17 protein-coding genes and 2 pseudogenes are annotated in these 23,841 nt (G+C 44.1%); 11 read left to right on the forward strand and 8 right to left on the reverse strand.

Annotated elements, in window-relative coordinates; translation table 11 throughout:
- Positions 1-94 precede the first annotated feature (94 nt).
- Positions 95-382: pseudogene (locus L6494_RS15935) on the forward strand (AAA-like domain-containing protein); the annotation flags it as partial.
- Positions 383-391: 9 nt separating this feature from the next.
- Here the strand turns inward: L6494_RS15935 and L6494_RS15940 are convergent.
- Complete coding sequence (locus L6494_RS15940) at positions 392-2,101, reverse strand: IS66 family transposase (RefSeq protein WP_237988702.1); 1,710 nt, start codon at positions 2,099-2,101, stop codon at positions 392-394.
- A 130-nt stretch (positions 2,102-2,231) separates the two neighbouring features.
- On the opposite strand from L6494_RS15940, the gene L6494_RS15945 reads away from it, so the two are divergent.
- From L6494_RS15945 to L6494_RS15965, 5 genes are all read left to right on the forward strand, one after another.
- On the forward strand, positions 2,232-6,149 hold the full coding sequence (locus L6494_RS15945) for an eIF2A-related protein (protein WP_442947016.1): 3,918 nt from the start codon (positions 2,232-2,234) through the stop codon (positions 6,147-6,149).
- A gap of 42 nt (positions 6,150-6,191) precedes the next feature.
- Positions 6,192-6,449, forward strand: coding sequence for a hypothetical protein (locus L6494_RS15950; protein WP_237988704.1), 258 nt, complete (start codon positions 6,192-6,194; stop codon positions 6,447-6,449).
- Between the two features lie 190 nt (positions 6,450-6,639).
- Positions 6,640-8,946 (forward strand): heavy metal translocating P-type ATPase, encoded by a 2,307-nt coding sequence (locus L6494_RS15955; protein ID WP_237988705.1) that lies wholly within the window; start codon positions 6,640-6,642, stop codon positions 8,944-8,946.
- Between the two features lie 76 nt (positions 8,947-9,022).
- A complete protein-coding gene (locus L6494_RS15960; protein ID WP_237988706.1) occupies positions 9,023-9,331 on the forward strand; it encodes a DUF5132 domain-containing protein in 309 nt (102 codons plus the stop codon).
- Positions 9,332-9,760: 429 nt separating this feature from the next.
- Positions 9,761-10,348 (forward strand): HMA2 domain-containing protein, encoded by a 588-nt coding sequence (locus tag L6494_RS15965; RefSeq protein ID WP_237988707.1) that lies wholly within the window; start codon positions 9,761-9,763, stop codon positions 10,346-10,348.
- A 174-nt stretch (positions 10,349-10,522) separates the two neighbouring features.
- On the opposite strand, the gene L6494_RS15970 is transcribed toward L6494_RS15965, so the two are convergent.
- Entirely contained in the window at positions 10,523-11,338 is an 816-nt protein-coding gene (locus tag L6494_RS15970) for a carbon-nitrogen hydrolase family protein (protein ID WP_237988708.1), read from the reverse strand.
- 173 nt (positions 11,339-11,511) lie between these two features.
- Here L6494_RS15970 and L6494_RS15975 point away from each other — a divergent pair, with 173 nt between their 5' ends.
- The gene (locus tag L6494_RS15975; RefSeq protein ID WP_237988709.1) at positions 11,512-12,108 is read left to right on the forward strand and encodes a MarC family protein; all 597 of its coding nucleotides are present in this window, start codon (positions 11,512-11,514) and stop codon (positions 12,106-12,108) included.
- A gap of 146 nt (positions 12,109-12,254) precedes the next feature.
- Entirely contained in the window at positions 12,255-12,785 is a 531-nt protein-coding gene (locus tag L6494_RS15980; protein WP_237988710.1) for a PEP-CTERM sorting domain-containing protein, read from the forward strand.
- Between the two features lie 185 nt (positions 12,786-12,970).
- Here L6494_RS15980 and L6494_RS15985 read toward each other — a convergent pair whose 3' ends face one another.
- On the reverse strand, positions 12,971-15,163 hold the full coding sequence (locus L6494_RS15985; RefSeq protein ID WP_237988711.1) for a PhoX family protein: 2,193 nt from the start codon (positions 15,161-15,163) through the stop codon (positions 12,971-12,973).
- A 545-nt stretch (positions 15,164-15,708) separates the two neighbouring features.
- Here L6494_RS15985 and L6494_RS15990 point away from each other — a divergent pair.
- On the forward strand, positions 15,709-16,674 hold the full coding sequence (locus L6494_RS15990; protein WP_237996045.1) for a glycosyltransferase family 2 protein: 966 nt from the start codon (positions 15,709-15,711) through the stop codon (positions 16,672-16,674).
- A gap of 84 nt (positions 16,675-16,758) precedes the next feature.
- Here the strand turns inward: L6494_RS15990 and L6494_RS15995 are convergent, their stop codons facing one another.
- Complete coding sequence (locus L6494_RS15995) at positions 16,759-17,097, reverse strand: hypothetical protein (RefSeq protein WP_237996047.1); 339 nt, start codon at positions 17,095-17,097, stop codon at positions 16,759-16,761.
- A gap of 184 nt (positions 17,098-17,281) precedes the next feature.
- Positions 17,282-18,766: a CIA30 family protein gene (locus L6494_RS16000; protein ID WP_237996049.1), complete on the reverse strand. Its 1,485-nt coding sequence runs from the start codon at positions 18,764-18,766 to the stop codon at positions 17,282-17,284.
- 414 nt (positions 18,767-19,180) lie between these two features.
- Here L6494_RS16000 and L6494_RS16005 point away from each other — a divergent pair, with 414 nt between their 5' ends.
- Both L6494_RS16005 and L6494_RS16010 read left to right on the forward strand, forming a co-directional pair.
- On the forward strand, positions 19,181-19,678 hold the full coding sequence (locus L6494_RS16005; protein ID WP_237988712.1) for a HugZ family pyridoxamine 5'-phosphate oxidase: 498 nt from the start codon (positions 19,181-19,183) through the stop codon (positions 19,676-19,678).
- Positions 19,679-19,947: 269 nt separating this feature from the next.
- Entirely contained in the window at positions 19,948-20,832 is an 885-nt protein-coding gene (locus L6494_RS16010) for an alpha/beta fold hydrolase (protein WP_237988713.1), read from the forward strand.
- Between the two features lie 60 nt (positions 20,833-20,892).
- Here the strand turns inward: L6494_RS16010 and glgB are convergent, their stop codons facing one another.
- The 3 genes and pseudogenes from glgB to L6494_RS16025 form a co-directional block, all read right to left on the reverse strand.
- Complete coding sequence (gene glgB / locus L6494_RS16015; RefSeq protein WP_237996051.1) at positions 20,893-23,181, reverse strand: 1,4-alpha-glucan branching enzyme; 2,289 nt, start codon at positions 23,179-23,181, stop codon at positions 20,893-20,895.
- Positions 23,182-23,415: 234 nt separating this feature from the next.
- Entirely contained in the window at positions 23,416-23,661 is a 246-nt protein-coding gene (locus L6494_RS16020; RefSeq protein WP_237988714.1) for a hypothetical protein, read from the reverse strand.
- Positions 23,633-23,755, reverse strand: a pseudogene (locus tag L6494_RS16025) (M23 family metallopeptidase); the annotation flags it as partial. The gene L6494_RS16020 and the pseudogene L6494_RS16025, both read right to left, overlap by 29 nt.
- Positions 23,756-23,841 lie beyond the last annotated feature (86 nt).

Raw genomic sequence — 23,841 nt, forward strand, 5'->3', positions numbered from 1 at the left:
TTAAACCCCTACACCCCTACACCCCTACACCCCTACACCCCTACACCCCTACACCCCTACACCCCTACACCCCCACACCCCCACACCCCAATGTATGCAGTATCAGTATCAAGTCGGTGGTAGCCTTCCCGCAGATGCGCCAACTTATGTTAAACGTCAAGCTGATGATGACTTATATACGGGTTTGAAAGCTGGGCAATTTTGTTACGTTCTCAACTCGCGTCAGATGGGGAAATCTAGCTTGCGGGTGCAGGTGATGGGGCGATTGCAGGCGGAGAGGTTTGCTTGTGCATCTGTGGATATTACCGCTATTGGGACGGCTGAAATTAAGCCGGAACAATGGTATGCCGGGGTGATTGATACTTTGGTGGGATATTTTAATTGTATCCCCTCAATATTCCGGGGTAAGGAGTTCTTCAGTCATCAATGAAAAACCAAAAGGATTGAGAGCAGATTTTTCCTGAATAATAGTTGCTAAAGAAGGAATATTCCCAACCTGAGAAATCCGGTCACGGATATACTCAAAAAAGCTAATTCCCAACTTACGAGTAGTAGCAACAAGAGACATAAAAGTATCCCAAGCCTGAGTACCTTCTAGAGTTTGAGTGGCATAACTAATATTACGCCGTTGCACCATTGTCCTAGCAGCTAACTCCGCCGGATTATTATGCAAAGGTAATTCAGGATGCTCTAAGACTAAAAGCAACTCCGAAATTTTCAGCAGCGTTAATTGTTTTCGCTCATCCAACTGTTGATAACCGGTTTGAGTATCGAAAAGTTTCCAAAACTCAGACCGGAGTTTTTCTGCCATCTGTTGACTGGGTGCATCTTTGTAAGCCAGCAAGTCTCGGTAGTAATCCCAGAAATCATCCAGGAATTTATCAAGAGCTTTTTGGTGACAAGCAACATAAGGGGTCAACTTTTTGTAATGTCGTCCTTCATGCACCCAACACAAAGCGATATTATCAGTCAGTAATTTGAACTGAGGAGCATCATCACAAACGAGAGTTTGCACCACTGGCCAATCAGTTTGTTGATGATAAAAAGCAATCGCTGCTGCTTCTATAATCCGAGTCCGGTGTTGAGAACCTAGTTTGGGTAGATATGTATCAAGTAGAGTATTAAACTCTGCTTCACTCAACACAGTTTCTTGAGGTAATAGTTTAAGAGCATTTTTCCATTTAGTCGGGATTTGGAAAGTCTCCACTAAATTGTCTGTAAGTTGATTGAGAATCAACTCCAGTTCTGTGGCATTTTGCAATACTTTTACTACACTCAATCTGTCTTTTTTGGCAGTGGTCAGGTAGATTGTATAGAAAGGGTTGCAGACTACATTAGTGGTATAGTTCACCCCACCCACCCGCGCACCAGTTTGGTCGAAGTTTTGCCAAGGACTGCTCTCTAGTCCCGACGCATATACTTCATCTTTCTCGCTTTCAAAATCAGTGTGGTTTTTAATCAGTAGGTTCGATAAATATCCGGCTGATATGGATATCCCAATATCTTCTAAAAACTCTAATAATTTGCCTTGGGTCATGTTGCCCCCATAGTATAGGCTCATCACCAAAGCTTTTATTCCCGGACCGAATTCTCCTTCGTAACCGCAAGGCAGTTCTGCTAAATAGGTTTTTCCCACTGAAGGTGAGTAGTATTTCTCTTTACGGAATAATACGTTGTCCGTTCCCAAGGTGATGTCTTGGATGATTACTTCTTGATAGCCTTTAAACTCTGCGTCTGCTGGCAGTTTGTCCTGGGGATATTCCAATATTTGTTCTCTATTTATTTTAACTGTCGCTTTCTTACTGCCTTTGTTGTGCTTTTTTAGAGTCTGTCGTTCTTTTTCTGATGAGTGATTGTTGGCAAATCCTTTCTTGCTGCTTTTGATGTCTGGTTGACCTTTTTCTCCTTTCAGGCGGTTGTTTTCATCTTTTAACTGTTGATTTTCATCTCGTAATTCTTTGACTTCTGCTTGCAATTGCTCTATTAGGTTCAGTAATATTTCTACTGTCCGACGCATTGATTCATCTGCAATTCCTTTTGGCTCGATGGTTTGCAGTATCTCTTCTCCCAATTTTTTACTCGAATCTAGCTTTTGCGTCATGTGTCATATTTTATGATATTGCTTGTCCCTCGCTGACTTTATTTTTTCTACTACCCCTACTTATTGAGCCGATACTTTTAATTTATATAGTGATTTTGATTTAGATGGTTGGTGGAATGAGAACGGTTTAATTTCACCAGTGCTGCGTTTTAGTAAGTTTATTGAAACGGTTTTATTAAAAAAAGTTAGCGAAAATATTGTTATTTTTATTGATGAAATTGATAGTGTTTTAAGTCTGGCTTTTAATCTGGATGACTTTTTTGCAGTGATTCGGGATTGTTATAACCGACGGGCAGATCATCCTGAATATCATCGCATCACTTTTGCATTGATTGGGGTGTCTACTCCCTCAGATTTGATTCAAGATAAAGGACGCACGCCTTTTAATATTGGGAAAGCAATTGATTTAACAGGTTTTGAGTTAGATGAGGCTGAACCTTTGGCGCAGGGTTTGGCGGCGTTGGGGAATCCCCAAGAATTGATGGCGGCGGTGTTGGCGTGGACTGGTGGACAGCCGTTTTTAACCCAAAAAGTTTGTAATTTGTTGGTTGGGGATTGGGGACTGGGGATTGGGGAAGATGATGAGGGTGTAGAGGATGTTAAACAATCCAAAATCCAAAATCTAAAATCTAAAATTGCGGGGTTGGTGGAAGGTGTTGTCAGAAACCGAATTATTGAAAATTGGGAAGGACAAGATGAACCGGAGCATTTAAAGACAATTCGTGACAGAATCATGCGGAGTGGGGAACAGCGCACGGGGCGGCTTTTGGGGTTGTGTCAGCAAATTGTGCAGCAGGGTGAAATAGTTGCTGATGATAGTTATGACCAGATGACGCTGCGGTTGACTGGGTTGGTGGTCAGGCGGGATGGGAAGTTGCGAATTTATAACCGCATCTATGCAGAGGTGTTTCAGGAGGAATGGTGTAACAATCTTTTAGCTAAGTTGCGTCCATATTCTGTTGCTTTTAATGCTTGGGTGGCTGCTGATTATCAAGATGAATCGCGGTTGTTACGGGGACAAGCTTTGCAAGAGGCTTTGGCTTGGCGCATTGGTAAAGGTTTGACTGATGTTGATGACCGATTTTTAGATGCTAGTCAGGAATTAGCAAGAAAAGAATTTGAGCGAGATTTAGAACTAGCTAAGAAAGAACAAGCGATATTAGCCGCAGCGAATAAAACAGCTAGGCAAAGAGTGCAAATTGCCTCGGTGTTGTTGTGCGTTTCGGTGGTGGCTACGGTGGGGTTGGGAGTTTTGGCGGGGAGAAGTAATCAACAATTGGCTACGGCGAGAAGTGAACGGGATAAAATTGATAGTGAGAAACAACAAAAAGAGCAAGAACTAACAACGGCACAGCAGCGAATTGTCAATGCTAATCAGAAGGTGACTGATGCAGAGAAAAAGGTCAGAGATGCTGAGGCTAATTTAAAAAAGCAACAGCTAACTGCCAAGCAAAGACTAGATGCCACAAATCGACAACTGGCACAAGCACAAGACAAAGAAAAGCAAGCGCGGGGACAAGTAGACAAGGCACAAAACGACCTGCGAGAAGCGAAAGCACAACAGCAACAGGCTTTGGTGGGGTTAAAAACTGCGGAAGCACAGCAAAAACTGGCGCAAGATGATCTGAAAAAGACAGAAGCAGGGCGACAAGTTGCCTTGACAGGTACACGGCTGGAACGGTCAGGAGTCGCAAATATTAACCGCTTTGAATTTAATCAAATAGGGGCTTTGCTGGCAGCGATGCGGGATGGTCGAGAGCTAAAAAGTTTAATAGACAAGCAGGGAATTAAAAAACTCAAAGACTATCCTGCTGCTAGTCCTGTATTGGCTTTACAGACGATTTTAGATAGGGTGCGGGGCATGACAGTCATGGCTGGGCATGAGAGTATAGTCAATACTGCCAGTTTTAGCCCGGATGGGCAGCGCATCCTCACCGCCTCTTATGACAAGACAGCGCGGCTGTGGGACTTACAGGGCAGGGAAATTGCCAAGTTCCAGGGGCATGAGGGTCTAGTCAATACTGCCAGTTTTAGCCCGGATGGGCAGCGCATCCTCACCGCCTCAGATGACAACACAGCGCGGCTGTGGGACTTACAGGGCAGGGAAATTGCCAAGTTCCAGGGGCATGAGAGTGATGTCAATACTGCCAGTTTTAGCCCGGATGGGCAGCGCATCCTCACCGCCTCTTATGACAAGACAGCGCGGCTGTGGGACTTACAGGGCAGGGAAATTGCCAAGTTCCAGGGGCATGAGGGTGTAGTCATAACTGCCAGTTTTAGCCCGGATGGGCAGCGCATCCTCACCGCCTCAGATGACAAGACAGCGCGGCTGTGGGACTTACAGGGCAGGGAAATTGCCAAGTTCCAGGGGCATGAGGGTGTAGTCATAACTGCCAGTTTTAGCCCGGATGGGCAGCGCATCCTCACCGCCTCAGATGACAAGACAGCGCGGCTGTGGGACTTACAGGGCAGGGAAATTGCCAAGTTCCAGGGGCATGAGGGTGTAGTCATAACTGCCAGTTTTAGCCCGGATGGGCAGCGCATCCTCACCGCCTCAGATGACAAGACAGCGCGGCTGTGGGACTTACAGGGCAGGGAAATTGCCAAGTTCCAGGGGCATGAGAGTCTAGTCATAACTGCCAGTTTTAGCCCGGATGGGCAGCGCATCCTCACCGCCTCATCTGACAACACAGCGCGGCTGTGGGACTTACAGGGCAGGGAAATTGCCAAGTTCCAGGGGCATGAGAGTCTAGTCATAACTGCCAGTTTTAGCCCGGATGGGCAGCGCATCCTCACCGCCTCATCTGACAAGACAGCGCGGCTGTGGGACTTACAGGGCAGGGAAATTGCCAAGTTCCAGGGGCATGAGAGTACAGTCATAACTGCCAGTTTTAGCCCGGATGGGCAGCGCATCCTCACCGCCTCATCTGACAAGACAGCGCGGCTGTGGGACTTACAGGGCAGGGAAATTGCCAAGTTCCAGGGGCATGAGAGTCTAGTCATAACTGCCAGTTTTAGCCCGGATGGGCAGCGCATCCTCACCGCCTCATCTGACAAGACAGCGCGGCTGTGGGACTTACAGGGCAGGGAAATTGCCAAGTTCCAGGGGCATGAGAGTACAGTCATAACTGCCAGTTTTAGCCCGGATGGGCAGCGCATCCTCACCGCCTCATCTGACAACACAGCGCGGCTGTGGGACTTACAGGGCAGGGAAATTGCCAAGTTCCAGGGGCATGAGAGTACAGTCATAACTGCCAGTTTTAGCCCGGATGGGCAGCGCATCCTCACCGCCTCATCTGACAACACAGCGCGGCTGTGGGACTTACAGGGCAGGGAAATTGCCAAGTTCCAGGGGCATGAGAGTACAGTCATAACTGCCAGTTTTAGCCCGGATGGGCAGCGCATCCTCACCGCCTCAGATGACAACACAGCGCGGCTGTGGGACTTACAGGGCAGGGAAATTGCCAAGTTCCAGGGGCATGAGAGTACAGTCATAACTGCCAGTTTTAGCCCGGATGGGCAGCGCATCCTCACCGCCTCAGATGACAACACAGCGCGGCTGTGGGACTTACAGGGCAGGGAAATTGCCAAGTTCCAGGGGCATGAGAGTACAGTCATAACTGCCAGTTTTAGCCCGGATGGGCAGCGCATCCTCACCGCCTCATCTGACAACACAGCGCGGCTGTGGGACTTACAGGGCAGGGAAATTGCCAAGTTCCAGGGGCATGAGGGTCTAGTCAATACTGCCAGTTTTAGCCCGGATGGGCAGCGCATCCTCACCGCCTCATCTGACAACACAGCGCGGCTGTGGGACTTACAGGGCAGGGAAATTGCCAAGTTCCAGGGGCATGAGGGTCTAGTCAATACTGCCAGTTTTAGCCCGGATGGGCAGCGCATCCTCACCGCCTCAGATGACAAGACAGCGCGGCTGTGGCAGGTGGAAGGCTTGGAGAAATTACTGGCGCGGGGTTGTGGGTGGTTGCGTAACTATTTAACTTACGCGCCGAATTTAAGTGATGGTGATAAGCAGGTTTGCGAAAAGGAGTGATGAGGGGGATGGAATTTTGGGTAAGAATGCGATCAACCCAACGTGAGTTCGCTAAATTCGGAAGAACCCCTCTCCAAAGACGCGGAGCGGCTTCTCGCTAGAGTACCTCTCCCCGACGCGGGGAGAGGCTTAAAACCCTTATTTTCTCGTGCTAAGTTGTATATTTTTAGCCCCTTCCCTACAAGGGAAGGGGTTGGGGTTAGGTTCTGTCGAACGATGGAAGGCGATCGCTCAAAAAATAAACAACATTGTTCTCGGCGGTTGAAGTTTCGAGTGCTGATGGCGATCGCTCTACAGTAAAAGTAGACACGAAACCTAACCCTCTAACCCCCTTCCCTTGTAGGCTATCCATGACCCGGATCTTTCTTAACAAACAGAAAAAATACTTATTAGATCGAAACCGTTGATGGGTATAGTTTGAAAAGTGAGGACAATATAACTGCACACATCCTTGCACAGTTAGTTTATTCACCGCATCAGCGATTAATCAATGGCAAAAACAACCATCTCACTAGCGTCACCTCCTGTTCATAAGTCTTTAGAAGTTTTAGAGATACAGAGTGAAGAAGTATCCATAACTCAAATAGCTACCTATCAGACATTAGAAAAAACCCCTAGTAAGGTGGTTAAATTTCATCAGCAGATGGCTCAAGTTAGCTATAGTATTGTCCATGCAGTTCCAGGTAGGTTACGCTGGCGTGTACCTCGGTTACGCTACGATACAGATTATGCAAAACGTCTATTAGCTTTATTAGAAGCTGATCCCCTCGTCACGCAGACTAGAATCAAAGTAGCTGCCGCATCTGTGGTTGTTATATATAAAAATAGTAAGATTACTGATATAAAAATGCGATCGCGCCTCATCTGTCTAATTGTGGCTGCTAGCGATCCGGGAATCGTCCCCCTCAATACTAAACAGTCATTAGCTGCACAGGAAGACAAAGAAGAAACACCCTGGCCAGGATTGCAACTTTCTGCATTAGCCACTGGTTTAGCCTTTCTGGGTGGGCCTTTGGGGGTATCAATTCCCCCCATCTTGACGGCGGGAACTATTGCTTTAGCCACATTACCCGTATTTCAAAGAGCGTTTGCAGGTATTACAACCCAACGTAAATTCACTATCGACTTCTTGGATTTTATCGCGATCGCCATTACTACAGTCCAAGGTCAGTTTCTCACACCATCCCTGATGTTGAGTTTAATTGAGATTGGCGAAAATATCCGCGATCGCACCGCTCGTTCCTCCAAAATGCAAACCCTAGATTTGCTCAACTCTCTAGGACAGTTTGTTTGGGTAGAACGTGATGGTGAGAAGGTGCAAATCCCCATTCAACAGGTACAAGCAGGAGATACAGTCATCGTTTATCCCGGCGAACAAGTCCCCGTAGATGGCAGCATTATTAAAGGTAAAGCACTCCTAGATGAGCAAAAGTTAACTGGTGAATCTGTACCTATTTTGAAAACCAAAGGACAGCCAGTATTTGCGTCCACTTTGGTACGGGAAGGACGGGTTTACATACTCGTGGAAAGGGTAGGTAACGACACCCGCGCCGGACAGAGTATCAAATTAATGCAGGAAGCACCTGTCCATGATACCCGCATGGAAAACTACGCCATCAAATTTGCCGAAAAAGCCGTTGTGCCAACTCTCTTCTTAGGAGCAGTTGTATTTGCTGCTACCCGTAACCCTGCACGGGCAGCGAGTATTTTAACCCTTGATTTTGCCACAGGCATTAGAGTATCTGTACCCACAACCGTACTAGCTGCACTTTCCTATGCAGCCCGCCAAGGAATACTCATTCGCAGTGGTCGAGCCTTAGAACAACTAGCAGAAGTTGATACCATCGCCTTTGATAAAACAGGCACACTCACCCAAGGAGAAGTATCGGTAATTGCGGTTGAGAGTTACAATTCGGAAATATCTAGCGATCGCATCTTAGCACTAGCCGCCGCCGCCGAACAACGTTTAACTCATCCTGTCGCCGAGGCCGTGATTCGCTATGCCGAAGCCGAAAAAGTCCGTATTCCCAGCCGCAGCAAGTGGGATTACCAACTGGGATTAGGTGTAAAAGCTGAGATTGATGGTGAGACTGTGTACGTTGGTAGCGAACGATTTTTGCGCCAACAAAACATTGATATGGAGGTAATTAACAGCAACGGACAAAAAGCCACATCGGTAATTTATGTCGCCAGTAATGGACAACTTCAAGGTAGAATAAAGTATAGTGATGTTCTCCGCCCAGAGAGTCGGGAAGTCATCTCCCAACTGATGAATATAGAAGGTGTGGAGGTGCATATGCTGACTGGTGACAACAAGCGCACAGCACAAGCTGTAGCAACTGAATTGGGCATTGCGCCCAGCCATACTCACGCAGAAGCTTTTCCAGAACAAAAAGCAACAGTAGTCCGTCAACTGCACGAACAAGGTAAAACAGTAGCATTTGTGGGGGATGGAATCAACGACTCCCCAGCTTTAGCCTACGCCGATGTATCTGTATCCTTTGCCCACGGTTCAGAAATCGCCCGTGAAACAGCAGACTTGGTGTTAATGCAGAATGACTTACATGGATTATTAGCAGCGATCGCGATCGCTCGTCAAGCCAAGCACTTAATTCATCAAAACACTGGTATTGTTGCTGTACCTAACTTGGGAGCATTAATCATCGCTGTGTTGTTTGGTTTGAACCCCCTAACAGCAACAGTAGTTAACAACGGCTCAACCATAGTTGCTGGAGTCAACGGCTTACGCCCAATTCTTAAACATTCATCTCAAAAAGCTCTGCCATTAGGAAGATGAGATGACAAATCTAGCAAGATTAGGCTAGAAAGCTTTCATACAAGTTTTTCAATTTAAATTATCGGAGGAATGAATCATGTCCCCTAAAATCACCGACTTTGTTGAAGACGCTGGCGCACCTGGACTCATCGCTGGTATCGGTGCAGTCTTACTAGCTCCCGTACTTCTCCCTGTTTTCGCAGGTATTGGTAAACCCATAGCCAAGTCAATCATCAAAGGTGGAATCGTTGCTTATGAAAAAAGCAAAGGTGCTTTTGCTGAACTAGGCGAAACTTGGGAAGATATCATTGCTGAAGCCAAAGCTGAACTAGCAGAAGACAACGAAACACCAGCTTTTGAATCTGCTACTAATACAATTGATACTTCTGCTGATAATGGAATCTAGTACCGCTACGCAGAAGTCAAGTCGCTACGCTCCAATTCAAAATTCAAAATTCAAAATTAAAGACAATTAGTGGAGGGTTCAAGCCCCCATTAATTGTATTCCTGCGGGATATATATCGGTTCTCGCTGTAGTGAGGTACAAGAACCCCACCCCCAACCCCCTCCCCGCCAGCGAGGAGGGGGCTATGATATACCTCATGTGATTAGGAAACGCTATAGTCAGATTTAGTCTGGCTTTCCAGCTTTGCATCTGTTGATTGATTTTAGATAATAGATATTACCCATTTCTATAATCTTGTTAATTCAATAAGCATGATATTTGTAAAATAATATTAATTGAATTTATTATTAATTACGAATTACGAATTACGAATTACGTTAGCGGAGCGGGGCGTTAGCCCATTACGAATTAACTTAGGAGGGTGAGTTGATGTTAACAAATAGCCATACGAAGCTGACTGCAATGCAAACAGTCAAAAAGCGCATCAATTTTCATACGCCATCCCAACCGATATCTACTATATCTACCAAAATTGTTAGTGACACTCCAGGCAGACTCAGGTTGAGAATTGCCCATGCTCACCGTCAAGTTGACACCATGCAACACATTGCTAATACCCTAGAAGCCAAGCCTAAAATTCAACAAGTGCGGACTAATATTGATCATGGCAGTATTGTGATTAAGCATGATGGTACAGATAGCAGCTTGGAAGAGTTATTAGTAACACTACGAGATTTAGGGATAATTTTCGCAGAGATTACAGAGGGTAATACCGAAGCTGCCACGACTGTAGCAAGTACAGTTGTAGATTTGAATAAACGAGTCAAACAAGCAACTGATGGCGTTGTAGATATCCGCTTTCTTTTTCCCTTGGGACTGAGTATTTTGGCGGTAAGACAGTTAATAATTAAAGGCTTGCAGTTTGAAATTATTCCTTGGTATGTGTTGGCTTGGTATTCCTTTGATAGTTTTATTAAACTGCATAGTGTTACCGCTCAAAACTCTACTGGGGATTGACGTACTCCCCGCGATGAATCAACGGGGATTCTAGTTCATTTGTTTTCCGGCGGGATAAATCCCCACTCAGCACTCAGCACTCAGCACTCCCAACTCCCCACTCAGCACTCCCAACTCCCCACTCAGCACTCCCCACTCAGCACTCAGCACTCAGCACTCCCCACTCAGCACTCCCTAACTAAATACTCGGTGTTGCAGAGAAGGCATTTGACGGCGGACTTGTTCTAAACGTGAGGGATTAATTTCGGCGATCGCCACTCCCGGTTTATCTCCAGCATCAGCTAAAATTGTTCCCCAAGGGTCAATAATTACCGCGTGTCCGTGGGTGAGACGACGACCGTAGTTATTGCCTGTTTGGGCTGGAGCAATTACGTAGGCTGTATTTTCAATTGCTCTAGCTTGTAGTAATACTTGCCAGTGGTCTTTACCTGTAAACGCAGTAAAAGCGGCAGGTATAAAAATCACATCTACACCCTTGGTTGACAGATGGCGATAGAGTTCAGGGAAGCGGACATCATAGCAAATAGACACACCGATATTTCCCAAAGTTTCCGAGAAATAGACGGGGGGTAGTTGCTCACCGGCTACCACTGTACTAGATTCGCGGTAGGTATTACCATCAGGAACATTCACATCAAACAGATGAACTTTATTGTAATGGGCGAGTTCTTCACCACTAGGGTCAAGCAAAATCGTAGTGTTATAGACCTTACCCGTATCTCCGACAGGCACAGGAAAGCTACCGCCTAAGATCGTAATTTGGTAGCGTTGCGCCATTTTTTTGATGAAAATTTCACTTTCATGGGCGATCGCTTCTGCTTGTGCCAGTTTATCTTTTTCCTCTCCCATAAAAGAAAAATTTTCTGGCAACCCCACCAACTCTGCACCTCGGCGCACAGCCAGATCAATTAATTCTTCAGCTTGTACCAAATTCTTTTGTAAATCTGGCACACTGGTCATTTGAATAGCGGCGGCTAAATAAGACTTCATAGACTTAGCAAGCAATGTAGTTGTGTGCGATAGATAATCAAATATACCGTTAGTTCAATATCCAACAAAGGGGAAATCAATTCAAAATTCAAAATTAGGAACTTTTCTTGACTGCTGACTGCTAACTGCTGACTAAATGACGACTATTATCAAATCTTGATAAATTGGGCGTGATGGTTGATACTTCTATTCTGACTCAAACTTTTATTGCGGTGTTTGTCTTGGCGGATGCTATAGGCAATATACCAGTAGTTTTAGCTTTAACTAAGGGTATAACACCCGAAGACAGAAATAAAGTCATTGATAAGGCGATTATTGTAGCGATCGCAGTTCTGCTAATATTTGCCTTTGCTGGTCAATATATTTTGACCTATTTAGAAATTAGCATGGGGTCGTTGCGGGTAGCTGGGGGTTTATTGCTGCTGTTAATCGCCTTGCAAATGCTCAGGGGAGAATTAGATACACCGATTCATGAACAAGGACGGGATATCTCAATTACGCCTTTAGCTTTGCCTTTATTAGCAGGGCCAGGTACGCTAACAACCGTGATGTTATTTATGTCTAAATCCCAGAGTCCCCATCTGGCTGTAGTTTTGGGTATTTTGGGAGCAATGTTTGTTTCTTGGTTGATTTTGCGTTTAGCCAACCAGATTAATAGTTTGATAGGTGTTGAGGGTGCAGTGATTGTCACGCAACTATTAGGTTTTCTCTTAGCGGCTTTAGCGGTGGAGATTGGTAGCACCGGGATTAGAGAATTGTTTTTGCGGTAGCAACCGCAGTCATAGCCGTAATTTTACGGTCAAGCCATTACTACTTAACCTCTTATTTGAGATTCCTTAACCTTGAGTAATTGATTGAAGGTTTATTAAGTGTAATTGCGGAACGATTCACTTATTTAGCCTGGGAGTATTCTCTAATGAAATTAGCTCAAAGCTTAAGCATTGCTACTTTTGCTGCTATCTCTGTCGCTGCGATCGCACCTAAAGCAGCACAAGCTGCCATAGTTAATTACAATTTTACTGTTGATGCTAGTCCTGATCAGTATTTCGGCTCTTTGAAATATGATGATTCATTCTTAACTGGCTTAGGTCTGGAAACTTTAGGGGTTGAGAATGGTTTAAAAGTTGCGTTCAACTACCTAGGCACTACCTATACAGAGGCAGATGATATTGATTTCGACCTTTTCCCTATAGTTACCTTTAACGATGGCAATCTTCAAGGACTCAGCTATTTTGTTGCTGATCAGTTTATCATCGGTAGTGATGTTAATACTCCAGAGAGAGGAGGAAACATCTTCTACACAATTAGCGAATCAGTAAATACAACGCAAGTAGGTACAGTCAGCTATGCGAAAGTACCAGAACCATTTGCTGTTGGTGGAACTGCGATCGCTGCTACTCTGGGTCTGTGGATAAATCGTAAGAAGAAAGCCGCAGTAGCAGGCTAGACGATTTCATCTTATGTCCACTTGACTACTGATAAAACCCGAATAACCCCACCCCGCCACAGCTACGCTTTGTCTCCCCGTTAACGGGGAGGGGGTTGGGGGTGGGGTTTAATGTTGGCAGCTAAAAAAATAGAGACGTTGCAGTGCAACGTCTCTACATAGATTATGAATTTGAAAATTTCAAATTACAAACCACCGATAACGCCACCATCATTGCGGGTAATTACTACCGTTGCAGAACGGGGACGACCAGGCAAACCATAACCTTGACTGTAAGGCCAGTTGCTGGTTTGTGTGGGATTCGAGGTAGTTCCACTATCACCAGGGTGTTGGATATTGATGAACATCGCTTTACCGTCAGGTGTAGTGATTACACCAGTCACCTCACAATCTGTAGGGCTGGTTAAGAAGCGTCTCACCTGTTTGGTGTTGGGATCAGCACAAAACATACCGTTGCTACCGATGTTTATTAGCTCAGGAACACCATTGATTGTGCTACCAAGACCATCACCTGCTTGATCTGTCTGAATCCAAAGACGACCAAAATCATCGAACCAGAGACCATCCGGTGAACTGAAGTCATCACCTTTAGTATTGCCTTTGAGATTGTCTTCAGGTCTGGTTTTATCGCCAGCTTCAACGAAAATATCCCATTTGAAAGTTGTAGCTGCAACACTCCGTCCATCTTCGCGCCAGCGAATAATATGACCGTAGCGGTTATCAGGACGGGGGTTAGCCGCATCTACGGCAGGACGCGCACTACCTGCATTTGTTGAACCATCTATTTGGTTAACAATGGGTGGGTTGGCTGTGCCACGACGGGTATTGTTGGTCAATGTGCAGTAGACCTCAATTTCCTTATATCCACCAATCCGAGGACGCACTGCTACCCACTCTGGTCTATCCATCATAGTTGCGCCAACTCGGTCTCCAGCCTGACGTGTCTTAATTAGGACTTCAGCTTGGCTATTGAAACCGTTTTCTGGTGTCAAACCGTTTTGACCATAAACTAGAGGAATCCACTGACCAGTACCATTGTCATTAAATTTGGCAACGTACAGAATACCAGAGTCAAGCAAATCGCGGTTAGCTGCACGATTACCAGGATTATAGGGTTGGGCGCAAACAAACTTGTAGATATACTCGTTGCGTTCGTCGTCACCTTGATAGAAAGCAACACGGTTATTGTCATCTACAACAACCTGTGCGCTTTCATGCTTGAATCGACCTAGAGCCGTCCGCTTCACTGGCTTGCTTTGAGGATCATAGGGATCAATTTCTACTACCCAACCGAATAAGTGGGGTTCAAGTGGGTTGGTACGGTTGTTGAAGCGTGGGTCAACTTCATGCCAACGATAGCCGAAACCGTTAGCAGAAAGACCGTAACGATTCTGTCCTGCCAGAATTTCTGAATCTTCAATCCCTGAAGTAGAGACTATAGCTTCACCCAGATTTCCAAAGTAACCGTTCCAGTTTTCTTCACAAGTTAAATAAGTACCCCAAGGTGTGTAACCGTGGGCGCAGTTGTTGACTGTACCGTATGCGGTGAAACCGTCGTTTGTGCCAATTTCACTAAAGCCTGTGGGAGTAATGTTAAACTCCTTCGACTTCATCAGCGCATTGCCAGCCGCAGGCCCAGAAACCCGCATTTCAGTGTTAGAAGTAATGCGGCGACCATAAGGCGAATTGCGATTGTAAGTCCACTCATTACCGTTGTTGGAAATTTCGATTACAGCAACGCCATGAGCAGCTTGAGACTTACGTACTTTCTCAATAGTGACGTTTGGAGTCAGACCTTCAGAACCATGCAGGATATTTTCCTGGGTATACTCATGGTTCACACACAACAAACCGCTATTAATAGACTGATTTAAAAATCCTCTTAATGATCTGGCTTGTGAACTTACTGTCCGACCAACAACATTTCCTCTTGATAGTGGGAAGTAGTGCATACCATCATGGTGCATCCCCACCTGCATTGCTTGCGCTGCCGCATTTTGGGAAGCATCTGGTAGCCAGTCAGGTGCGCCAGGCATGATTGGGTCTCCCCAAGCAAGCAATACTTTGGCTGTGTAACCTTCAGGAACACTGACAAGATCCTTTTCTAAGACTCCTGTAGCTGGATTGAGTAGATTTGGCGGAATACTCTTGAAGCCAATACCAGCAAATCCTTTTCCCTTGGGAATTGGTGCTGCTTCCACACTGTGGAGAAAGCCACCAAGAGAAACATCGCCTAGGACGGTTAATACTGAAGTACCCACAGCTGTCATGATGAACCGCCGACGACTCACACTCACACGATCAATCACGTCACGGATTGATTCGTTTTTGGATGGGTTGAGCGTTGCATTGTTTTTCGGGTGAAAGCGTCCTTTCATTCTCTGTTCTCCATTTTGGGATTGACGGCTTTAATGTTCAGTTCATTCTTGAAAGGAAAGAGCAATATTGATTCTCAACAAACGCTCTATAAAATCACATAAGATATTCAATTTTCTGGTTTTTCAATAGTGAATGAGCCGCATAAATTACAACTTTAGAAAATATTTGATTAAATTAGATAGCCTTACTGCTTTACCAGATTCATATTGAAGCAATCATGGTAATAACAGACTCACAAAGCCTACCAATAGGGTGTTATTGTGTCGGTTCTAATTAAATCTTTGTATTACAACATACTTTTTAAATATTTTCTAACTGTGTTCATGCTGCTCACACTGGCAACAACTATTGAAATTTAGTCAATAATTGTTAACTTGAGGTTATATATTCATTAATTAGAGTTTATTAACAGATATTTTTTGAGAGAAAATACTGCGTTGTTGCAAGTATTTATAGTCAAGACTTCAGTTTTTATTTTCCCAGGACTAAAGTTCTGACTACGAACTAGGAACTGTGTTGAGTGTCGGAGTGTCCTATTCTGGATATGGGTAGTTCTGTTGTGGGTGAGACTGTGTTTATCAGCGTTGTAATACCAACTTATAATCGCCAGCCAATTTTAGAAAAATGCCTGCGTGCCTTGGAGATGCAGCAACTGAGTGCATCAACTGTTTTAGGTGATTATGAAGTTGTCTTAGTAGATGATGGTTCTACTGACGGTACATTAGATTGGTTAGCCGCACACAAAGAAGAGTTTTCCCGTGTGCGCTGGTTTGAGCAAGACCATGCAGGGCCTGCGGCGGCTCGTAATTTGGGTGTAGAACAGGCACAAGGGGACATCATTATATTTATAGATAGTGATTTAGTCGTCCTGGAAAATTTCCTGCAAGCTCATGCAGACGCTTTAGTGCAGGGTCAAGAGAAATTAGCAAGCGATCGCTTTTTTACCTACGGTGCTGTCATTAATACTTGCAATTTCGACAATCCCACCGCCGAACCCTATAAAATCACAGATTTCTCCGCCGCGTTTTTCGCTACAGGGAACGTCGCCATCCCTAAGCATTGGTTAAAAGAAGCCGGATTGTTTGACACTGGTTTTAAACTCTACGGCTGGGAAGACTTAGAACTCGGTGTCAGACTGAAAAATCTCGGATTAAAACTCATTAAATGTCCAGCCGCCGTTGGTTATCACTGGCATCCGGCATTTAACTTAGATCAAATTCCCAACTTAATCGATAAAGAAATTCAACGCGGTCGCATGGGCGTTTTATTTTATCAAAAACACCCCACATGGGAAGTCAAAATGATGATTCAAATGACTTGGTTTCATCGTTTGCTGTGGGGAATCCTTTCACTCAACGGCGCATTAAATGAACGGACAATGACCCCGTTTTTACAATGGTTGATTAATTTAGGTAAGCCACAGCTAGCTTTAGAAATTGCCCGAATTTTTCTCAACTGGTACAACGTCAAGGGTGTATATGAGGCTTATGGTCAATTGAGTGGGCAGTAGGAAGTCTTAGTAGGTTGGGTTACTCTCCGAGACGCTACGCGAACGCTGTAGGGTTATAGGATCAAATTTTTCTGCGATCGCGATTTATGATTCTAATTTAGAAACTCGCGCCTCTAAGTTATTAACTTGTTGCTTTAATTCGACTACTAAAGTTGCTAGCCTATCAAACATCTGCTCTCGTTCTGTTTGTGATACCGTTCTTCTAGAACCTGGAGGTATTGTAATTGGTGTTCTTGGGGATGGAGACTGTCGATTTTGATTCAGTTTTGATTCTATTTGATTTAACCGCAACTCAACACGATTTAAATCTACTTGTAAATTATTCAGGCGAGATTCAACTTGCTGTGATGCAGCCGGGTTTGATAGTAATCCCAGCCAGATAATAATTACTAACAACACAGCAAGGAACAATCTGCGAAACATTTTATTAACTCCAGAGGGAGATAAGTAGTTAGGCATAATTTAATCTGTAAAAAATCCTAGTTTGTAGTTAGCAATTTTATCACCTATAAAAACAGATTATTAGGACTTAAATCATAACTACAAACTTATTTAAGCCTAGCTACTTAGTTATGTACATTCATTATTTTAGCAATTTTCTCATATGTCATCGATCAGGTTTTAAATTAGAGAATAAATCTTGCCAATTAATATTTTGAGCAATATTTGTTCCTTCTTTAACCTCAAAGGTTAAATTACAAGCATTATGTTCTTTTAAAGCTTGTACACACAGTTCGGCTATATCTTCACGGCTGATTTTACCTCTGATATTGTCACCTTGCTCAAAAATTAACTCTTTACCTCCTACTTCTTCTGTTAATGCACAAGGTCTAATAATTGTGTAGGGAATTCCACTGGCTCTTAAACTATCTTCCCCTTTCAATTTCCAAGTTAAAATACCTCCTAGTTGGTCATTTAACCTCACTGCTGGCGGTTCTTCATCTAAATTAATTCCCGGTCTTCCAGGACGAGTTACACCTGCGGAACTAACGTGAACAAATTGTGGTGTAGTTGTTCCACCATAAGCTTTCATCGATTCCAACTGCAATGCAAAGTTACCTGCTGAAAAATGGGGATTTAATGCACCGTCATATTCAAACTTGCTCAACATCAATTGAAAAGAACTAATTGTACTTTGATCAATTGCTGGAGCATCTTTAACTATTTTGGCTCGAAATACAGGTACAAAATCAGTAAAGGGAATGCGGACATTAATCCAAGTGTTAGCTACAGTATCAAATGAATAGCTATAACCTAAACCATCCCATTTGCTATCAGTCCGTAGGAAGAGTTTATAACGCTGTCCATCACCTTTGACACGCAACTCCACACCTGTATAACCAGATAAATTAAAAGGTGGCTCAAAATTTTTCGTTCTCACAGATGCAAATCCGCCAGAGTTTGCTGTGGAAACATTACCAGTAAACACAGCAGTATTATCTAACCACTGCATATTACTAGAACTTACGCCTCCCATCACCACATCATCTAACGCACCCCAGATATTTCTTAATTCTGTAGAGGGATTTGTAAAATCAAATATGAGTTTTTCATTGACTGAGGATAGATATTTTGCAGCCGCATCAACTAAGTTTTTCACCCCTTGATATTCCACAGTTTCGGGAGTGTCGCCCACAATTTCCGGCTGGTAAAATTTCACACCTTGATAATATTTAGCTCTATCTGCTGTGTCGCCTTCTACTGGTTGTACACGGACTGCTGTACAACAAATTACGGCTTGAATATTAGCCATAACCATAGGAGTTAAAGTTTCGGGTTTAGTGATATCCGCAGCTACTAAGTCAACATCATTACTAAGAATTGACCGGGCTTTATCAATATCCCGCACTAGTGCGCGGACTTTATAGCCTCGTTCTAACAACCGCTTGACGACTCGTTTACCAACGCCACCCGTTGCACCTGCTACTAGTATTACACCCACGTTTTTTGCTCCATTAGGTAGATATTGATTATCCTGAGGACGACCTTGGATTAATCGCCGTATGCAGTTCAGGAAAGGAAATACCTCGAAGTAGGTCAAGGTTTCAATAAATCTGCCTAAGTCCCATTGAGAACGATTTTTATCAGCCACAGTTGCGTCTTCATAATTCTCTTCTTGATACATGATAACGGAGTGGTGAGTTATGAGTGCTGAGTAGTGAGTGCTGTTAGCGGTAGCGCGGCGTTTAGCCGGTGCTGAGTGCTGAGTTATGAGTTATGAGTCTTGAGTTATGAGTCTTGAGTTATGTGTGCTGAGTTATCTGTTGTTTATTCTTAGCTTGAGTCACTAGTACAGAACGGCGGAAATAAACAGACCATTCCAAATCAATGAAACGCTTACGCTGTATTCATTTTGAATTTTGTTAGCGCAGCGTTAGCGAGTCCGCGAGCGTCATTTTGAATTTTGAATTCCGCCTTGCGGTACTAGATGATTAGTTCAACATCTTATTGTTACAGCGCGTTAGGATAGTTAATTAGGTATGGCTAAATAAATAGAAATTTACCAATGAGTCAACTAGAAAAAGCTCAAGCTGAGTATGAAGGTTTTACTCAAGATTTTGAGAGCGTGATTATTAGTACAGTCAATGAGCAGGGTATTCCTAATGGAAGCTATACACCCTTTGTCATGGATGATGCGAAGAATATATATATATATGTAAGTGGTTTATCAACGCACACTCAAAATATTTATACCAATCCTCATGTATGTGTTTTATTTATTGAGGATGAGACAAAGACTAATCAAATTTTTGCTCGTCGTCGGTTGAGTTTTGATTGTACCGCTACCCTGATTGAGCGAGAATCTGATATCTGGAATCAAGTAGTTGATCAATTTCAGCAACGTTTTGGTGAAATTATCGAAGTTTTGCGCGGCTTGGCTGACTTTCGCATTTTCCGCCTGACTCCTACGCAGGGAAGATTTGTGATTGGGTTTGGAGCAGCATACCATATCAGTGGCGATCGCCTAAATCAACTCACCCAAATCACCAGCGACAAAGCATAAAAGTGCTGAGTAATGAGTAATGAGTAACGAGTAATGGGTAAAAAGTTAATTCAGCACTTGAAGTATCCTTAACCTCAATCCACTAGATTTATCTATTGGAGTCACTGATCACTCTATATCACATCTCCACTCAGCACTCATCACTCACTACTCACTACTTACTACTCAGCACTGGCTAAACGCCGCGCTACCGCTAACAGCACTCAGCACCGGCTAAACGCCGCGCTACCGCTAACAGCACTCACTACTCACTACTCAGCACTAACCCTATGCTTCAGTTTCAACCGCCTGGTTTTGGGCATAAAGTTATCAATACATCTCTAGGGAAGACAGTTTACTATACTCAAACTGCTGCACCTTGGCTTAATAATGACACTGAAGACTTACCGCCATTACTATTTCTGCATAATTTTGGTGGTGGTGCATCTGCTTACGAATGGTCAAAAGTTTACCCGGCTTTTGCTTTTACTCATCGCATCCTTGCGCCAGATTTAATTGGTTGGGGAGAATCTGCTCACCCAGTTCGAGATTATCAGATTAAAGACTACCTGACAACTATTGCTGAATTTATCACCCAAACTTGTCACCAACCCGTAACAGTAGTAGCTTCTTCCCTCACTGCGGCTTTGACTATACGCTTGGCTATTCAGCAACCTGAGTTATTCAAAAACCTGTGTTTGGTATGTCCTTCTGGGTTTGATGACTTTGGCCAAGGTGCAGGACGCAGACTACCACTACCGATAATTAATACACCCTTATTAGATAATCTCATTTATGCCCTTGGGGCTGAAAATGAAATTGCAGTCAGAAATTTTCTGGAAAGTTTTCTCTTTGTTGAATCAAGACGCGTCACGCCAGAGATAGTGGAAGCTTATCTTACCTCAGCACAGCAGCCTAATGCTAAATTTGCGGCTTTAGCATTTTTACGTGGTGACTTGTACTTTGACCTGAGTTTGTATATTCAACAACTCAAAATTCCCACAGTATTCTTCTGGGGAGAGAAAGCACAATTCACCAGCATCAAGCTAGGACGGCGGTTGATGAGTTTAAACTTAAGTGCTATTCGAGAATTTTACGCGATCGCAGACGCAGGAGTCCTACCCCATTTAGAATTACCTGCTGTATTCACTGGTCTATTACAGCGTTTCGTGTGAAGACTTTACTCTGCGCCCCTCTGCGGTAAAAAAGGGTGGGAATTACCCACCCCTCCCAAATTACGAATATAGAGCTTTAGCAGTTGTCTCTCTATCTAACTTGAGCATCAACACACCCAAAGGTGGTAGACACAAATCCAGAGAATAAGGATGATTGTGCATTGACCAATCATCAGTCCACTTACCACCTAAATTACCCATATTGCTACCGCCATACTGACGGGAATCACTATTGAATAACTCAGTGTAAAATCCTTTCTCTGGTACACCGACGCGATAGTGAGAATGGGGTTGTGGTGTAAAGTTACAAACCACTACCAGAAAATCCTCTGTATCTTTGTCACGGCGGATGAAGGAAACTACACTATGGCGGTTGTCGCTACAATCAATCCACTCAAACCCTTCTTTCGCAAAATCCTGAGTGTACAAAGCCGGCTCAGAACGGTAGAGATGATTTAATTCTTTAAAAAACGTTTTTAATTGTTCGTGTGGTTCATGCTGTAACAAATTCCACTCCAAATCAGCCCAGACATTCCACTCACTCCACTGTCCGAACTCCATGCTCATAAACATGGTTTTCTTGCCTGGGTGAGCAAACATATAGGCAAATAAACTACGCACATTAGCACACTTTTGCCATGTATCACCCGGCATTTTACCAATAATATTGCTCTTACCATGCACGACTTCATCATGAGACAAAGCCAGCATAAAGTTCTCGCTGTGGTTATACCACATACTAAAGGTGACATTGTTTTGATGGAACTGGCGAAACCAAGGGTCCATGCTGAAGTAGTCGAGCATATCGTGCATCCAGCCCATATTCCACTTCAGGTTGAAGCCCAAACCACCTGTATAGGTAGGCCAAGACACCATCGGCCAAGAAGTAGATTCTTCCGCAACGGAAACAACTCCTGGGAAGTAACTAAAAATTAGATGGTTTACCTGACGTAAGAAATCTGCTGCTTCTAAGTTTTCTCTCCCGCCGTATTGGTTGGGTAGCCATTCGCCATCTTTGCGGCAATAGTCAAGGTAGAGCATGGAAGCAACTGCATCCACCCGAATCCCGTCAATGTGGTATCTGTCAAACCAGAATAAGGCATTGGCTACTAAGAAATTGCGGACTTCGTTACGGTTGTAGTTGAAAACCAGAGTTCCCCACTCTTTATGTTCACCTTTGCGGGGGTCGGCGTGTTCGTACAGGTGAGTACCATCAAAGAACGCTAAACCATGCCCATCTTTAGGGAAGTGACCAGGAACCCAATCTACAATTACACCGATTTCGTTTTGGTGACATTGGTCAACAAAATACATGAAGTCGTCCGGGCTACCAAAACGAGATGTAGGAGCGTAGTAACCAGTGACTTGATAACCCCAAGAGCCGTCAAAGGGATGCTCGGCAATGGGTAACAGTTCTATGTGGGTGTATCCTAAATCTTTAACGTAGGGAATTAGGCGAGCAGCTAATTCTCGATAGGTCAGAAAACGTGCGCCTGGATTTAATTCCGCAGCAATAACTACAGGTTCGGTTTCTCCATTAGGTAATCTAGCTGGCTCTGCACTAGAAGCTTGTAACCAAGAACCTAAGTGTACTTCATAAACTGAAACCGGCTGCGTCAGAGGGTCTGTATGACGGCGTTTTTCTAGCCAGCTTTCATCCTGCCACTTGTAGGAATTTAAATCGGTGACAATAGATGCTGTTTTTGGGCGGGGTTCTTGTTGAAAACCATAGGGGTCAGACTTTTCGTAAATGTGTCCTTCCGCGTTTTTGATTTCGTATTTATAATGCGCGCCAATGGCTATTTCGGGAATAAATAATTCCCAAACCCCTGTCACCCCTTTACGCATCTGGTGTTTACGTCCGTCCCATTCGTTGAAGTCCCCTAGGACAGAGACATTGCGAGCGTTGGGGGACCAGACAGCAAAATAGACTCCTTTGACACCCTCGATTTCGGTGGGGTGCGCTCCTAGTTTTTCGTAGATGCGATGATGATTACCTTCGGAAAACAAATGTAAGTCAAAGTCTGTTAAGCGGGGAGAACGAAAGGAGTAGGGGTCGTAAGTAACTCGCTCGTGTTCTCCTTCTTTTATTTTTAATTGGTAGTTAGATAACTCGGAAGTTTCAATAGTACATTCAAAGAAATGCGGATGATGTACCGATTGCATGGGATATTCTAATCTTTGTTCAGGCAAGACTACCCATGCTGCACTGGCATTTGGTAGGTAGGCTCGCACAGCCCAAATGTTTTTGCCGTTTTGGTCTACTAAATGTGAGCCAAGTATTTCAAAAGGATCGTGATGCTGATTCCAAACGATGCTGTTAACCTGCTCAGGGGCGATCGTGGTCATGGACATTAAGCTACCTACGTAGAATAAACTGATTGACTAAATCGGGTTTTGTATATATATATTCTTTACATTTATTTGCAATTTTGTCGCCATCGTTATCGTATCTCAGAATGAGTCACTGAGATGAGAGAAATGGGGAATACCGACAGGTCTACAGAATAATTGATCCTATGATAGGAGAAAGAACAATTCAGTGTGCAGTCTAGTTTATGTATCTAAAATCTATCATTAAACTCAGCGATCACTTAAAATCTCTGTATGAGAACGGTCAAAGCAGTAGTATAAGCAGCGATCGCCTTTTCGATATTCTCTGCCCTGTCTCCCAGCAATTCTATCGCAGTAAGCACTTGCGAGATTATTTTGCGTCATTGCCCAATCTTGAGGCAAAGCTTCCCTGGTTCTGACAGTTAAAGCAGCAGTTAAAGCCGCGATCGCTATATAAAACTCTGGGTCCACCTGTAGCAGAGCGACGGTAGCCAAATGCAGAGGTGTAGGCTTGAAAATTCTCTACAGGAAAAGATGCTGCTGACCAAGCATTACCCGTGGCTACTGTGTTTGATCTTATCCACGAGATAGTTGTAAATTGTGCAAAATATTGTTAACTTTTATGCTTAAAATTGCTGAATAAGTCGATTGTCGATGATATCAAGCATCAATCGA

Source organism: Nostoc sp. UHCC 0870, from assembly GCF_022063185.1.
In the GTDB taxonomy this organism is placed as follows: Bacteria; Cyanobacteriota; Cyanobacteriia; order Cyanobacteriales; family Nostocaceae; genus Trichormus.

What these genes read in the sequence shown, in the direction of transcription:
- L6494_RS15940 (WP_237988702.1), bottom strand. Translation starts at nt 2,101, where the DNA reads ATGACGCAAAAGCTAGATTCGAGTAAAAAATTGGGAGAAGAGATACTG.
- L6494_RS15955 (WP_237988705.1), top strand. Translation starts at nt 6,640, where the DNA reads ATGGCAAAAACAACCATCTCACTAGCGTCACCTCCTGTTCATAAGTCT.
- L6494_RS15960 (WP_237988706.1), top strand. Translation starts at nt 9,023, where the DNA reads ATGTCCCCTAAAATCACCGACTTTGTTGAAGACGCTGGCGCACCTGGA.
- L6494_RS15965 (WP_237988707.1), top strand. Translation starts at nt 9,761, where the DNA reads ATGTTAACAAATAGCCATACGAAGCTGACTGCAATGCAAACAGTCAAA.
- L6494_RS15970 (WP_237988708.1), bottom strand. Translation starts at nt 11,338, where the DNA reads ATGAAGTCTTATTTAGCCGCCGCTATTCAAATGACCAGTGTGCCAGAT.
- L6494_RS15975 (WP_237988709.1), top strand. Translation starts at nt 11,512, where the DNA reads ATGGTTGATACTTCTATTCTGACTCAAACTTTTATTGCGGTGTTTGTC.
- L6494_RS15980 (WP_237988710.1), top strand. Translation starts at nt 12,255, where the DNA reads ATGAAATTAGCTCAAAGCTTAAGCATTGCTACTTTTGCTGCTATCTCT.
- L6494_RS15985 (WP_237988711.1), bottom strand. Translation starts at nt 15,163, where the DNA reads ATGAAAGGACGCTTTCACCCGAAAAACAATGCAACGCTCAACCCATCC.
- L6494_RS15990 (WP_237996045.1), top strand. Translation starts at nt 15,709, where the DNA reads ATGGGTAGTTCTGTTGTGGGTGAGACTGTGTTTATCAGCGTTGTAATA.
- L6494_RS15995 (WP_237996047.1), bottom strand. Translation starts at nt 17,097, where the DNA reads ATGTTTCGCAGATTGTTCCTTGCTGTGTTGTTAGTAATTATTATCTGG.
- L6494_RS16005 (WP_237988712.1), top strand. Translation starts at nt 19,181, where the DNA reads ATGAGTCAACTAGAAAAAGCTCAAGCTGAGTATGAAGGTTTTACTCAA.
- L6494_RS16010 (WP_237988713.1), top strand. Translation starts at nt 19,948, where the DNA reads ATGCTTCAGTTTCAACCGCCTGGTTTTGGGCATAAAGTTATCAATACA.
- glgB (WP_237996051.1), bottom strand. Translation starts at nt 23,181, where the DNA reads ATGACCACGATCGCCCCTGAGCAGGTTAACAGCATCGTTTGGAATCAG.